Below are 14,929 nucleotides of genomic sequence, written 5' to 3'. Positions count from 1 at the left end.
ACATCATCGCACAGTCACAGAACAACATTCACTATTATATAGAAAAGGCAGATGTAATGCAAGCAAAATATTATACATTTTTATCGAAAAATCTCTAACACATATATTGGAAGGAACTCGATGAGAATCTGTCAATCCAGCTCTAAAGCCTAAACTTCAAAAAAGCTGCCCTGGGGTCATAAGACCTTCAGGACAGCTCTTCATTTTAAGGTTAGGTAACCTTATTATTTTTGGATGGAAACAACTGCACCGGATCCAACTGTACGTCCACCTTCACGGATGGAGAAGCGAGTTCCTTCTTCAATCGCGATTGGAGCGATCAGGGATACAGTAACTTCGATGTTGTCGCCAGGCATAACCATTTCAGTACCTTCTGGCAGGTTGATGATACCTGTAACGTCAGTTGTACGGAAATAGAATTGTGGACGGTAACCTGTGAAGAAAGGTTTGTGACGTCCGCCCTCTTCTTTAGTCAATACGTATACTTGAGCAGTGAACTCAGTATGCGGATTAACGGAAGCTGGCTTTGCAAGAACTTGACCGCGCTCGATTTGGGTACGATCTACACCGCGGAGCAGTGCACCGATGTTGTCGCCCGCTTCAGCGGAATCAAGCAATTTACGGAACATTTCAACGCCCGTAACAACGGATTTTTTAGTTTCTTCTTGGATACCAACGATTTCAATCTCGTCGCCGACTTTAACAGTACCACGCTCAACGCGGCCTGTAGCAACCGTACCACGACCAGTGATGGAGAATACGTCCTCAACTGGCATCAAGAATGGTTTGTCAACCGGACGCTCTGGAAGCGGAATGTACTCGTCGATGATTTCGAACATTTCGATGATTTTCTTAGCGTAGTCGCCATCTGGGTTTTGAAGAGCTTCACGAGCAGATCCACGGATAACTGGAGTGTCATCGCCTGGGAACTCATATTCGTTAAGCAGGTCGCGAACTTCCATCTCAACAAGCTCAAGAAGTTCTTCGTCTTCAACCATGTCGCATTTGTTCAAGAATACAACAATGTAAGGAACGCCTACGTTACGGGACAACAGGATGTGCTCGCGAGTTTGCGGCATTGGGCCGTCAGCTGCGGATACAACCAGGATTGCGCCGTCCATTTGAGCCGCGCCAGTGATCATGTTTTTAACATAGTCGGCGTGACCTGGGCAGTCAACGTGAGCGTAGTGGCGATTAGCCGACTCATACTCAACGTGGGAAGTAGAGATAGTGATACCGCGCTCGCGCTCTTCAGGAGCTTTGTCGATTTGGTCGTATGCGATCGCGCTACCTCCACCGTAAGTTTTAGTCAAAACAGTAGTGATTGCTGCAGTCAACGTAGTTTTACCATGGTCAACGTGACCGATTGTTCCAATATTAACGTGCGGTTTTGTACGTTCAAATTTAGCCTTTGCCATTTTAAACAGTTCCTCCTTAAATATGGATTGTTATGTTGGACTGATCGGAGGGGCTTCCATGAAGGAAATCCCTCCGATCAGCAGATACAAAAATTATTCTTCGCCTTTGTGTTTCGATACGATTTCTTCGGAAATGTTCTTAGGAACCTCTTCATAGTGGGAAAGCTCCATCGAGAACACACCGCGTCCTTGTGTACCGGAACGAAGCGTTGTTGAATATCCGAACATTTCGGAAAGAGGTACTTTGGCACGAATGATTTGTGCGCTTCCGCGGGAATCCATACCTTCGATGCGTCCACGACGGGAGTTCAGCATACCCATTACATCACCCATGTACTCTTCCGGAACCGTAACTTCAACTTTCATGATTGGCTCAAGGAGAACAGCTTGACATTTGTCCTTAGCTGCTTTCAAAGCCATCGAACCAGCGATTTTAAACGCCATCTCACTGGAGTCAACATCATGGTATGAACCGTCTACGATTGTGGCTTTAACGTCTACAAGCGGGAAGCCTGCAAGAACACCATTCTTCATAGCTTCTTCAATACCTTGTTGCGCTGGAGCGATATATTCTCTCGGTACAGCACCGCCGACGATTTTGCTGTCGAATTGGTTGCCTGAACCTGCTTCTAGTGGTTCGAATTCAACCCATACGTGACCGTATTGTCCACGACCACCGGATTGACGTACGAATTTACCTTCAACACGCGCAGGAACCTTGAATGTCTCGCGGTATGCAACCTGTGGTTTACCCACGTTGGTGTCAACCTTGAATTCACGACGCATACGTTCGATGATGATATCGAGGTGAAGCTCACCCATACCAGCAAGGATCGTTTGGCCCGTTTCTTCGTCCGTATGAGCACGAAGCGTCGGGTCTTCCTCAGTCAGTTTACCAAGAGCTACACCAAGCTTATCTTGGTCAGCTTTAGTCTTAGGTTCAACTGCGATTTCGATAACTGGATCAGGGAAGTTCATGGATTCGAGAATAACAGGGTTCTTCTCATCACACAGTGTATCACCTGTTCCCGTATCTTTCAAACCAACCGCTGAAGCGATGTCACCTGCGTAAACTTCGGTGATCTCTTGACGGCTGTTTGCGTGCATTTGCAGGATACGGCCGATCCGCTCACGTTTGCCTTTCGTTGCATTCAGCACGTAAGAACCGGATTGCAGAACGCCGGAGTATACGCGGAAGAACGTCAGCTTACCAACATAAGGGTCAGTCATAATTTTAAATGCCAATGCCGAGAACGGCTCTTCGTCAGAAGAATGACGCTCCACTTCAGTACCGTCTTCAAGATGTCCTACAATGCTCGGTACATCGATCGGAGCCGGCAAGTAATCGATAACAGCATCCAGCATCAGCTGAACGCCTTTGTTACGATAAGAAGATCCGCAAATAACTGGGAAGATTTTAACTTCAACAACACCTTTGCGAAGTGCTGCTTTGATTTCGTCGATGCTGATTTCCTCGCCTTCGAGGTATTTCATTGTCAGATCTTCATCCAGTTCTGCAACCTTCTCAATCAGCTCAGCACGAAGTTCCTCTACTTGCGCTTTGTAATCCTCAGGAATCTCGGTCTCTTCGATGTTTTGGCCCATGTTGTCTTTGTAGATATACGCCTTCTCGGCAACAATGTCGATGATGCCGATAAAGTTATCCTCTGCACCGATCGGCAGTTGAATTGCAACTGCGTTCGCTTGCAGACGCTCGCGCATATCTTTTACAACGCTGAGGTAATCAGCACCGATAATATCCATTTTGTTGACATAAGCGATACGAGGAACGCTATATTTGTCAGCCTGTCTCCATACGGTTTCCGACTGAGGCTCAACGCCTTCCTTTGCACTGAAAACGCCAACTGCCCCGTCCAATACACGAAGAGAACGTTCGACTTCAACTGTGAAGTCGACGTGCCCCGGGGTATCAATGATATTAACGCGGTGACCCTTCCAAGAAGCGGTTGTAGCCGCAGAAGTGATGGTAATACCACGCTCCTGCTCTTGATCCATCCAGTCCATCGTAGCGGAACCCTCATGGGTTTCGCCAATTTTATGCGTCCGGCCAGTATAGAACAAGATCCGTTCCGTTGTCGTTGTCTTTCCGGCGTCAATATGCGCCATGATCCCGATATTACGTGTATTCTTCAAGGAGAACTCTCTGGTCATGAAATTTTCTCCCTTCGAATTATAGATTTATAAGATTGGTTGAACCGAATCCTACCAGCGGTAGTGTGCGAACGCTTTGTTCGCTTCGGCCATTTTGTGTGTGTCTTCACGTTTCTTAACGGAAGCACCCGTGTTGTTGGATGCATCGATAATCTCTGCAGCCAAACGCTCTTCCATCGTCTTCTCTCCGCGGTTGCGGGAGTAGTTTACGAGCCAACGTAGTCCCAGAGCTGTACGTCTCTCTGGTTTTACTTCGATAGGCACTTGGTAGTTGGATCCGCCCACACGACGAGCTTTAACTTCCAATACCGGCATGATGTTCTTGATTGCTGCTTCAAATACTTCCATCGGGTCATTCCCCGTGCGCTCTTGAATAATGTTAAAAGCGTTATATAGGATGCTTTGAGCAACACCGCGTTTACCGTCGAGCATAATGCGGTTGATCAAGCGAGTAACGAGTTTACTGTTATACACCGGATCCGGCAATACGTCTCTTTTGGCAACTGGACCTTTGCGTGGCATAGTTATCCCCCTTTCAGTGTTAGTTCAAACATTAATGAAGCTTAAATGGCTAGCTAATTATTTCTTTGCTTTCGGACGTTTCGCGCCGTATTTGGAACGAGCTTGCATACGGTTGTTCACTCCAGCCGTATCCAGTGCTCCACGAACGATATGATAACGTACCCCCGGAAGGTCTTTTACCCGACCTCCACGAATCAGCACGACACTGTGCTCTTGCAGGTTATGTCCGATCCCTGGGATATAAGCTGTCACCTCAACACGGTTCGTCAAGCGAACACGCGCGTATTTACGAAGTGCGGAGTTCGGTTTCTTAGGAGTCATCGTTCCTACCCGAGTGCACACCCCACGTTTTTGAGGAGATTTCAATTCAGTAGCTTCGCGTTTGAGAGCGTTAAACCCTCTATGCAATGCTGGCGATTTGGATTTGTAAACTTTGTCCTGACGACCTTTACGTACCAATTGGTTAATTGTTGGCATGTTGTTGCCACCCCCTTCCTAAGTATTGCTTGTTTCTTTTATAAACCTCCGCTTTTAAGCCCACAGACCCAGGCGGTTCATAAAAGAACAAAGGAAAAGTTTTTGCCGAAAGGTTTGCCCTAAATCAGCAAAAACGATTTCTATCAACTATCTCTTTCAATCGCAGCCATCGCCGCCCCTACCTCAATCCCGCAAGCCTTGCCGAGATTGTCCATCGTATCCACATAAGTCAGCTTGACTCCATATTGGTTACATAGAGCGATAATCTTCGATGTAAGGCGCGGATCTGCATCTTCAGCCACATAAACTTCTTCTGCACGGCCTAGCTCAACGATCCGCATCGTTTGCTTCGTGCCGATTTTGACATGAGCGTCCTGTAGCCCTCTATCGTTAGACATCACAAAGTCCTCCAATTTACAGGGATTCACCGTACTCACGCACTTTGATATCTTAGCATTTTGATATAGGCCATGTCAAGCAATTTGTTTGAAACAATATTCGTGCCCGAGACGGCAATAAAACAACGGTGCAGCCGAACGTGTACACACTCTTTCGGCTGCACCGCATTTACATGTTAATTATTCAACCGAGACCGGCTGCTCAAGACTTTCTTCAGAAGCTTCCGCATTCTCCGGTTCTTCAAACTGCACGCTGCGATAACGGTTCATACCTGTACCAGCTGGGATCAGCTTACCGATAATGACGTTCTCTTTCAGGCCAAGCAGTTTATCTACTTTGCCCTTGATAGCGGCATCGGTAAGTACCCGGGTCGTTTCCTGGAAGGAAGCGGCCGACAGGAAGGAATCCGTCTCAAGCGACGCTTTCGTAATTCCGAGTAGGACAGGTTTGGCAACCGCCGGTTCTTGACCGGATAGGATTGCTTCCTTATTCGCCATCTCATATTCATAGAGATCAACGAAAGCTCCTGGGAGGAGAGGTGTATCCCCTGCATCCACAATACGAATCTTACGAAGCATTTGTTTGATCATAACCTCGATATGTTTATCGTTGATTTCAACACCTTGGTTACGGTATACACGCTGAACTTCCTGAAGAATATAGTTCTGTACCCCGCGAATTCCTTTGATGCGTAGAATTTCTTTCGGGTCAATGGAACCATCTGTCAATTCATCGCCCGCTTCGATTTCCTGGCCTTCGCTGACGCGCAGGCGGGAACCGTAGGTAACAGAGTATGTTTTGGTCTCTGCTTCCCCTTGAACCTCGATTTCTCTACGATCCTTGGCTTCGCGAATTTCCTTGATTACGCCGTCGATTTCACTGATCGTGGCTTGACCTTTCGGGTTACGAGCCTCGAACAACTCCTGAATACGCGGCAAACCTTGGGTAATATCATCTCCGGCAACGCCCCCGGTATGGAACGTACGCATCGTAAGCTGAGTTCCCGGCTCACCGATGGATTGAGCGGCAATGATGCCCACCGCTTCACCAATCTCCACATGCTTGCCTGTCGCAAGGTTGCGGCCGTAACATTTCTTACATACGCCATGGCGTGCACGACAGCTCAGTACAGAGCGGATTTGCAGCTTACTAATACCAGCATCCACCACTTCATGCGCCTTATCGGAATCGATCAGCTCATTGCGGTGAACGATAACCTCACCCGTCTTAGGATGCTTGATCGTCTCAAAGGAATAACGTCCTTCAATACGATCGTACAGATCCTCAATAACCTCTTTACCATCTTGGATAACACCGACAGTAAAGCCTTTATCCGTACCGCAATCCTCCTCGCGAACGATAACGTCCTGTGCAACGTCAACGAGACGACGGGTCAGATAACCGGAGTCAGCGGTCCGCAGCGCGGTATCCGCCAGACCTTTACGAGCACCGTGTGTCGACAGGAAGTACTCGAGAACCGTCAGACCTTCACGGAAGTTCGACTTGATCGGAAGTTCGATGATCCGGCCGGATGGGTTAGCCATCAGACCCCGCATTCCGCCAAGTTGTGTAATCTGGGATTTGTTCCCCCGTGCTTTAGAGTCGACCATGAGCATAATGGAGTTGAAGCGATCCATCGATTTCATGAGCACATCGGTAATTTGATCCTTCGATTTAGACCAGATATCGATAACACGGTCGTAACGCTCTTCGTTCGTAATCAGACCGCGGCGGTATTGGTTCGTAACGACGCGAACCTTCTCATCCGACTCACGCAGGATTTCCTGCTTCGCATCTGGAACGACAACGTCCGAGACAGCAATACTTACGCCCGCACGAGTAGAATAGGTGAAGCCGGTTTGCTTGATATTATCGAGAATAACCGACGTTTCCGTCGTATGGTAAATTTCAAAGCAGCGGCCGATGATTTCTCCGAGGTACTCTTTACCGATTCCCCCAGTTTGCGGCATGGCCAGAATACGTTCAACAATGTTAGCGCCTTTGTCATAAATAAAGTAATGATCTGGCGTTCCTTGGAACAGGTTGTTGCGCGAAGGCTCGTTAATGTACGGGAAGCTAGCTGGGAAAATTTCATTGAAAATAATCCGGCCAACTGTCGTCACAAGCAGCGCATTTTGCTGAGCCTCGGTAAATCCTGTTTTGCCAAGCGCTTTAGCCGGGATGGCCACACGCGCATGCAGGGATACCGTTCCCCGTTGGTAAGCGGAGATGGCTTCATGAGCAGAACCGAGAATCATCCCCGTTCCCTTCGCTTCCTTGTTGTCCATCGTCAGATAGAAGGAGCCGAGAACCATATCCTGCGAAGGAGTAACTACCGGCTTACCGTCTTTCGGGTTCAGAATGTTGCCGGAGGCAAGCATCAGAATCCGCGCTTCAGCTTGAGCTTCAGCGCTAAGCGGCACGTGAACCGCCATCTGGTCACCGTCAAAGTCCGCATTATAAGCAGTACATACGAGCGGATGCAGACGAATCGCACGGCCCTCAACAAGGATCGGCTCGAATGCCTGAATTCCCAGGCGGTGAAGGGTAGGCGCACGGTTAAGCAGAACTGGATGCTCTTTAATGACTTCTTCGAGCACATCCCATACCTCAGGGCTGACGCGTTCAACTTTGCGCTTTGCGCTCTTAATGTTGTGAGCCAAGCCTTTATTGACCAGTTCCTTCATGACGAACGGCTTGAACAGCTCAAGCGCCATTTCCTTCGGCAGACCGCATTGGTACATTTTCAAGTAAGGCCCTACGACGATAACGGAACGACCGGAATAGTCAACCCGTTTACCGAGAAGGTTCTGACGGAAGCGCCCTTGCTTCCCTTTCAGCATATGGCTGAGAGATTTGAGCGGGCGGTTACCAGGGCCTGTCACCGGACGTCCGCGACGACCGTTGTCGATCAAGGCATCAACCGCCTCTTGGAGCATCCGCTTCTCATTTTGCACGATAATATCCGGTGCACCGAGATCAAGCAGACGTTTCAAACGGTTGTTACGGTTAATTACACGACGATACAGGTCATTCAAGTCAGACGTCGCAAAACGACCACCATCCAGTTGTACCATCGGACGAAGCTCTGGCGGAATAACTGGAAGCACGTCGAGAATCATCCACTCCGGCTCATTGCCGGAATTACGGAAGGCTTCGATGACCTCCAGGCGTTTGATCGCACGATTACGGCGTTGACCTTGAGCCGTGCGCAGCTCTTCTTTCAAAAACTCAAGCTCTTTGTCGATATCGAGATCCTGGAGCAATTTCTTAACCGCCTCAGCACCCATCCCAGCTTGGAAGCCGTAGCCGTATTTCTCACGATAGCTGCGGTATTCCTTCTCGGACAAGAGCTGCTTTTTCTCCAGCGGAGTTTCACCTGGATCGGTAACGACATAAGATGCAAAGTAAATAATCTCTTCCAATGAACGCGGCGACATATCGAGCGCCAGACCCATACGGCTTGGAATCCCTTTGAAATACCAGATGTGGGATACCGGGGCAGCCAGCTCGATGTGACCCATACGCTCACGGCGAACTTTAGCTCTTGTCACTTCGACGCCGCAGCGATCACAGACGACGCCTTTATAACGGACACGCTTATACTTACCGCAATGACATTCCCAGTCTTTGGTTGGGCCGAAAATTTTCTCACAGAACAGCCCTTCCTTTTCCGGTTTCAACGTACGGTAGTTGATCGTTTCCGGTTTCTTCACTTCTCCGCGGGACCAAGAACGAATTTTATCTGGGGAAGCAAGCCCAATTTTCATAAACTCGAAGTTGTTGACGTCCAACAAGGAGCATCCCTCCTTAACCAAGTCCTGATTTTAGCATTCTACACAGATCAAAATACACTGAATACGTCCGTCTATTCGATCTATCTGTCTAGGGAAATATCGGCCTCCCAAAGGTAGGCCGATAATCCAGGCAGGCAGCTTCCGCTGCGGTTATCATTATCACAAGGCGGCAGTCCGCCAGTGTTATTCTACGCCGACTTCCGCGCCTTCCAGGTTCAGGCTCAGTTTATCTCCAGCCGCGTCATCTTCATCGTCGATTTCCTTCATCTCGATCTCTTCTTCGTTCTCGGTTAGGATTTTGACGTCCATACCCAAGCTTTGAAGCTCTTTGATCAAGACCTTGAACGATTCAGGCACGCCAGGTTCCGGCACATTTTCGCCTTTGACGATCGATTCATAGGTTTTTACCCGGCCGACAACGTCATCGGACTTAACAGTGAGGATTTCCTGGAGCGTGTACGCAGCGCCATATGCCTCAAGCGCCCATACCTCCATCTCCCCAAACCGCTGACCGCCGAACTGGGCTTTACCGCCGAGAGGTTGCTGTGTGACCAGCGAGTAAGGACCCGTGGAGCGAGCATGAATTTTATCATCAACCATGTGCGCCAGCTTAATCATATGCATGACACCAACAGTTACTTCACGTTCGAAGCTTTCACCCGTCCGTCCATCATAGAGGACAGTTTTACCATTGCGCTGCATTCCGGCTTCTTCCATCGTGTCGAAAACGTCATATTCGTTCGCACCGTCGAACACCGGTGTAGCGACGTGAATTCCCAGATGGAGTGCGGCCATACCTAGGTGGATCTCCAATACCTGACCGATGTTCATCCGTGAAGGAACCCCAAGCGGGTTCAGTACAACTTGAACAGGTGTGCCATCAGGCATGAACGGCATATCTTCCTCTGGCAAAATACGGGCAACGACACCTTTGTTCCCGTGACGTCCAGCCATTTTATCGCCTTCGGAGATTTTACGCTTCTGTGCAATGTAGACGCGAACGAGTTGATTAACACCCGGTGGCAATTCGTCGCCATTCTCGCGAGTAAACACCTTCACATCAACAACAATCCCGTCCGTTCCGTGTGGAACACGCAAGGAGGTGTCGCGAACTTCGCGCGCCTTCTCACCGAAGATCGCATGCAGTAGACGTTCTTCCGCCGTCAGCTCCGTAACACCTTTCGGCGTTACTTTACCGACAAGGATATCGCCAGCACTAATCTCTGCACCTACGCGGATAATTCCACGCTCATCCAGATTGCGAAGGGCTTCTTCCCCTACGTTCGGAATGTCGCGGGTAATTTCTTCCGGCCCCAGCTTCGTATCACGCGCTTCGGACTCGTATTCTTCAATATGAATGGAAGTGTACACATCTTCCTTCACCAGCTTCTCGCTAAGCAGGATCGCATCCTCGTAGTTATAGCCTTCCCAAGTCATAAAGGCAACGACGACGTTGCGGCCTAGTGCCAATTCGCCCATTTCCGTCGACGGACCGTCAGCTAGGATATCGCCTTTCTTGATGACATCCCCGCGCTTAACGATTGGACGCTGGTTAATGCAAGTTCCTTGGTTCGAACGCATAAATTTGTGTAATTTATATTTAACAAGGTCGCCGCGAACTTCCTTGCCATCCACTTCTTCGACGCGGCGCAGCCAAATTTCATTTGCTGCGGAACGCTCGATAATTCCGTCGTATTTGGACACAATACATACACCGGAATCTTTGGCAGCCTTATGCTCCATTCCCGTTCCTACTAGAGGAGCCTTAGGAATTAGAAGCGGAACAGCCTGCCGCTGCATGTTCGAGCCCATCAGCGCACGGTTGGAGTCATCGTTCTCAAGGAATGGAATCAACGCAGTCGCTACGGACACAACCTGCTTCGGAGATACGTCCATGTAGTCGACACGGTCGCTCGGCATCGTCAGAATGTTATCCGACTGCTTGTTGTAACGAACAATGACGTTCTCATCCTGGAACGTATTATCTTCGTTCAGAATCGCGTTTGCTTGCGCAATGATATAGTTATCTTCCTCATCGGCCGTCAGATAAGCGATTTGATCGGTAACTTTCCCCGTCTTCGGATCAACCCAACGATACGGAGCCTCGATGAAGCCGTACTCGTTAATGCGGGCAAACGTAGAAAGGGAGTTGATCAGGCCGATGTTCGGCCCTTCCGGCGTCTCGATCGGACACATCCGGCCGTAGTGACTGTGGTGAACGTCACGAACTTCAAAGCCCGCGCGCTCACGCGTCAAACCACCAGGCCCAAGGGCAGACAGACGACGCTTATGCGTCAGCTCTGCGAGCGGATTCGTCTGATCCATAAACTGGGACAGCTGAGAACTTCCAAAGAACTCCTTAATCGATGCGATGACCGGGCGGATATTAATCAGTGCCTGCGGTGTAATAACATTCGCATCTTGAATCGACATTCTCTCGCGAACGACGCGTTCCATCCGGGACAAACCGATACGGAATTGATTCTGTAGAAGCTCGCCAACAGAACGCAGACGGCGGTTGCCGAGATGGTCGATATCATCCGTGCTGCCGATTCCGTGCAGCAGGTTCAGGAAGTAGCTAATCGACGAAATGATGTCGGCAGGCGTAATATGCTTGACCGATTTATCGATATTGCGGTTCGCTATGACTTTAACGACCTTTCCGTCCTCAATCGGAGAGAAGATATCAATCGTTTGAAGAGGCACGTCGTTCGCATCGAGAACACCGTTAGCTACATGATAGTTTTTGAAGCCTACACTGTCTTCCAGGTGAGGAAGAATCTCATCCAACAGACGACGGTCAACCATCTGGCCTGCTTCGGCGATGATTTCGCCTGTGTTCGTATCAATCAAGCTCTCAGCAAGACGCTGATTGAAGAGACGGTTCTTGATGTGAAGCTTCTTATTAATTTTATAACGACCGACATTAGCCAGGTCATATCGTTTTGGATCAAAGAAACGTGCCACCAGCAAGCTCTTCGCATTATCAAGCGTTGGCGGCTCGCCCGGACGGAGGCGCTCGTAAATCTCAATCAATGCCTTCTCCGTAGAGTCCGTGTTGTCTTTATCCAGCGTATTGCGGATATATTCATCATTACCCAGCAGATCCAAAATCTCAGCATCTGTACCGAAGCCAAGCGCACGAAGCAGTACAGTTACTGGAATTTTACGAGTACGGTCGATCCGGACATAGATGATGTCCTTCGCATCCATCTCGAGCTCCAGCCATGCACCGCGGTTTGGAATTACTGTAGCGGTATATGTTTTCTTCCCGTTCTTATCGATTTTCGTACTGAAATAGACGCTAGGAGAGCGCACCAACTGGCTGACAATAACCCGTTCCGCACCGTTAATAATAAAGGTGCCGGTTTCCGTCATCAGAGGGAAATCTCCCATAAACACTTCCTGCTCCTTGACTTCGCCGGTTTCTTTGTTAATTAGCCGGACTTTAACCCGAAGCGGAGCCGCATACGTTACATCGCGTTCCTTCGCATCGTCAACCGTATACTTTGGTTCACCAAGGCTGTAATCGATAAACTCCAACACCAAGTTTCCAGTAAAATCCTGAATCGGCGAAATGTCCTGGAACATCTCCCGGAGACCTTCCTCCAGGAACCAATCGTAGGATTTTTGTTGGATTTCGATCAGGTTCGGAACTTCGAGTACCTCGTTAATTCGTGCATAACTTCGCCGAGTGCGTCGACCATATTGAACAAGATGTCCTGCCAACTTATACTCACCCCTCATGTCTACTCACTTTAAAAAAATACATTGCGAACCCGTGTTTGCGCCTATATAATAGGTTCAAGACGGATTGCAGCTGTTGCACAAATAAAGAAAAGCCCTTATCGAATGCTTTCGAAAAAAGAGCACCATTATCCGTGTCGTTTCTGCCTCAAACATCCCCGTATTCAGTAGATTTGCCTAAAATGTACATATTATACGTCAAACAAGGTGATTTTATTCATTGTGTAGCAAAACTCCTTGACATTTCAGCAAACTAAAGTCATATAGGGCATCCTAATACTGACATTTTATAATAATATCACAATCAACATTGCGAGTCAACCTTTTTTTCTTTGCATACGCGTCCCTCACGAACGACTATTACTTTATCGCTCGGTACACCCTGTATCCTTTATCCTTCGTCACTTCATCGACCTGGCTAAACAACGATTCTAGCTTCTGCTTAGCTGAAGGCGCACCTTGCTTTTTCTGAATCACAATCCACAAAGCCCCGCCATCACGAAGACGATCATAAGCGCCTTCAAATATAGCATGAACGGTTTCCTTGCCCGCTCGAATGGGCGGGTTAGTTAAAACAACATCAAATCGCTGTTCCCCTAATGCCGCAAACAGATCACTTTCCAGGATTGTAACATTGGCTACTTTATTGTTGCCTGCATTCTCCTGTGCCAGCTCTACCGCCCGGCGGTTAACATCGATCATCGTCACATGTCCACGACTTGCGAGTCGTGCCGCCGTAAGCCCAATGGGGCCATAGCCGCATCCGACATCGAGCACCTGCGCTTCTTCCGGAATATCCATCGCTTCGATCAGCACCCTGCTTCCATAATCTACGCCCCCTTTTGCGAAGACACCCGCATCACTGACGAAGCGGAACTTTTGGGCACGCAATTCGGCATCCCAGACCTTTCGGTCATGAGCAGTAGAAGGTTTATTGGTATAATAGTGATCTGCCATTTTGGCTTACCTCCACACAATTTGCTTATCAGCTATATATCGACAAATTAAAATCCAGCCTAACAGTGATACTTATTGATTCTTTCGTTTCTATCATTCGCCTTAAGCCTAGTATGCCTTTATTCTTCTTCAATAACTACAAAGTAAGATCAAGAAAAACAAAGCACTTACAAACAACCCCCTTGAACCAAGTTCAAGGGGGTTGTCACAAATGAGCGAAGAACTATTTCAGTTCTACACCTGCACCTGCTTCTTCCAATTTCGCTTTTACTGCTTCTGCTTCTTCTTTACCCACTTTTTCTTTCAGTGGTTTTGGAGCGTTGTCTACAAGTTCTTTTGCTTCTTTCAGGCCAAGACCTGTAATTTCGCGAACGATTTTGATAACGTTGATTTTGGATGCGCCTGCGCTTGTCAGAACTACATCAAACTCGGATTGCTCAGCAGCTTCAGCAGCGCCGCCGCCACCGCCAGCTACAACAACTGGAGCTGCTGCAGTTACGCCGAATTCTTCTTCAATTGCTTTAACAAGTTCGTTCAACTCAAGAACGGACATACCTTTGATTTCTTCTAAAATTGTTTCTTTACTCATGTTGGAACCTCCATTTTATAATCATATTGGTTTAAATTCGTTAACTCACTGCTTGTAAGCCAAGCTTATGCGCTTGCGCTGCCTTCTTCTTTGTCTGCAACGGCTTTGACTGCCAGCGCGAAGTTGCGAACTGGAGCTTGAAGCACGCTGAGAAGCATCGAAAGAAGACCTTCGCGGGAAGGAAGATCCGCGAGCGCTTTGATTTGGTCGACACCAACTACACGGCCTTCAACCACGCCACCTTTTACTTTAAGCGCTTCATTCTTCTTTGCGAACTCGCTAATGATTTTAGCCGGAGCTACTGCATCATCAGCACTGAACGCGATCGCTGTAGGACCAGTCAATACTTCGTCCAGTTCAGTAAGTTCCGCAGCCGCTGTAGCACGGCGAACGAGCGTATTTTTCAGTACTTGGAATTCTACGCCAGCTTCACGAAGCTGTTTACGCAGTTCCGTAACTTGAGTAACGTTAAGTCCACGATAGTCAGCAACAACAGTCGTTGCGCTCTCGCGAAGCTTCGCTGTTACGACGTCAACGGCTTCCTGCTTTGCTTGAATCACTTTTGCGTTTGCCAAACTGTACACCTCCTGATAGATATGCTGGGTACGTGCCGGATCAAGTCCCGCCTTACGTCCCCCTCCGAAGCGAATTCAACCTCGCTCTAGAAGACTTTTAAGGAACCTGCCGTTTAAGGATAACCTCAACCGCCATCAGTTCATTAAAAAAGCCTCCGTAGAATCACGAAGGCCTGATGAATCATCATCTGCAGTCACCCTGCAGCATGTTGACGTTCTATCACAACACCTCGGTAGGAAATTAAGCCTTGCGGGGCACCTACTGTCTACGGTAAG

10 protein-coding genes and 1 other annotated feature (1 of these 11 only partly in view) are annotated in these 14,929 nt (G+C 48.5%); all 10 genes read right to left on the bottom strand.

Features of this window, described 5'->3' with window-relative positions; translation table 11 throughout:
* Positions 1-224 precede the first annotated feature (224 nt).
* Positions 225-1,418, bottom strand: a complete 1,194-nt coding sequence (gene tuf / locus CZ379_RS08280; protein ID WP_110931215.1) for an elongation factor Tu — start codon at positions 1,416-1,418, stop codon at positions 225-227.
* Positions 1,419-1,511: 93 nt separating this feature from the next.
* Complete coding sequence (gene fusA, locus CZ379_RS08275; protein ID WP_110931214.1) at positions 1,512-3,590, bottom strand: elongation factor G; 2,079 nt, start codon at positions 3,588-3,590, stop codon at positions 1,512-1,514.
* A 51-nt stretch (positions 3,591-3,641) separates the two neighbouring features.
* The gene (rpsG, locus tag CZ379_RS08270) at positions 3,642-4,112 is read right to left on the bottom strand and encodes a 30S ribosomal protein S7 (protein ID WP_110931213.1); all 471 of its coding nucleotides are present in this window, start codon (positions 4,110-4,112) and stop codon (positions 3,642-3,644) included.
* A gap of 57 nt (positions 4,113-4,169) precedes the next feature.
* Entirely contained in the window at positions 4,170-4,589 is a 420-nt protein-coding gene (gene rpsL / locus CZ379_RS08265) for a 30S ribosomal protein S12 (RefSeq protein ID WP_019635764.1), read from the bottom strand.
* Between the two features lie 143 nt (positions 4,590-4,732).
* Positions 4,733-4,987, bottom strand: coding sequence for a ribosomal L7Ae/L30e/S12e/Gadd45 family protein (locus CZ379_RS08260; protein ID WP_110931212.1), 255 nt, complete (start codon positions 4,985-4,987; stop codon positions 4,733-4,735).
* A gap of 180 nt (positions 4,988-5,167) precedes the next feature.
* Entirely contained in the window at positions 5,168-8,785 is a 3,618-nt protein-coding gene (rpoC, locus tag CZ379_RS08255; protein ID WP_110931211.1) for a DNA-directed RNA polymerase subunit beta', read from the bottom strand.
* Positions 8,786-8,968: 183 nt separating this feature from the next.
* On the bottom strand, positions 8,969-12,514 hold the full coding sequence (gene rpoB / locus CZ379_RS08250; RefSeq protein ID WP_110931210.1) for a DNA-directed RNA polymerase subunit beta: 3,546 nt from the start codon (positions 12,512-12,514) through the stop codon (positions 8,969-8,971).
* A gap of 378 nt (positions 12,515-12,892) precedes the next feature.
* A complete protein-coding gene (locus CZ379_RS08245; protein ID WP_110931209.1) occupies positions 12,893-13,489 on the bottom strand; it encodes a class I SAM-dependent methyltransferase in 597 nt (198 codons plus the stop codon).
* Positions 13,490-13,712: 223 nt separating this feature from the next.
* Positions 13,713-14,078, bottom strand: a complete 366-nt coding sequence (rplL, locus tag CZ379_RS08240; protein WP_110931208.1) for a 50S ribosomal protein L7/L12 — start codon at positions 14,076-14,078, stop codon at positions 13,713-13,715.
* A gap of 65 nt (positions 14,079-14,143) precedes the next feature.
* Positions 14,144-14,653, bottom strand: a complete 510-nt coding sequence (gene rplJ / locus CZ379_RS08235) for a 50S ribosomal protein L10 (RefSeq protein ID WP_110931207.1) — start codon at positions 14,651-14,653, stop codon at positions 14,144-14,146.
* 136 nt (positions 14,654-14,789) lie between these two features.
* Positions 14,790-14,929, bottom strand: a sequence feature (ribosomal protein L10 leader region); it runs 14 nt beyond the window's last position.

Source organism: Paenibacillus bouchesdurhonensis (assembly GCF_900155685.1).
Lineage (GTDB): Bacteria > Bacillota > Bacilli > Paenibacillales > Paenibacillaceae > Fontibacillus > Fontibacillus bouchesdurhonensis.
This window is presented reverse-complemented; position numbering and strand designations above follow the sequence as displayed.

Coding starts and splice junctions, on each gene's coding strand:
- CZ379_RS08260 (WP_110931212.1), bottom strand. CDS start 4,987: ATGTCTAACGATAGAGGGCTACAGGACGCTCATGTCAAAATCGGCACG.
- tuf (WP_110931215.1), bottom strand. CDS start 1,418: ATGGCAAAGGCTAAATTTGAACGTACAAAACCGCACGTTAATATTGGA.
- rpsL (WP_019635764.1), bottom strand. CDS start 4,589: ATGCCAACAATTAACCAATTGGTACGTAAAGGTCGTCAGGACAAAGTT.
- rplL (WP_110931208.1), bottom strand. CDS start 14,078: ATGAGTAAAGAAACAATTTTAGAAGAAATCAAAGGTATGTCCGTTCTT.
- CZ379_RS08245 (WP_110931209.1), bottom strand. CDS start 13,489: ATGGCAGATCACTATTATACCAATAAACCTTCTACTGCTCATGACCGA.
- rpsG (WP_110931213.1), bottom strand. CDS start 4,112: ATGCCACGCAAAGGTCCAGTTGCCAAAAGAGACGTATTGCCGGATCCG.
- fusA (WP_110931214.1), bottom strand. CDS start 3,590: ATGACCAGAGAGTTCTCCTTGAAGAATACACGTAATATCGGGATCATG.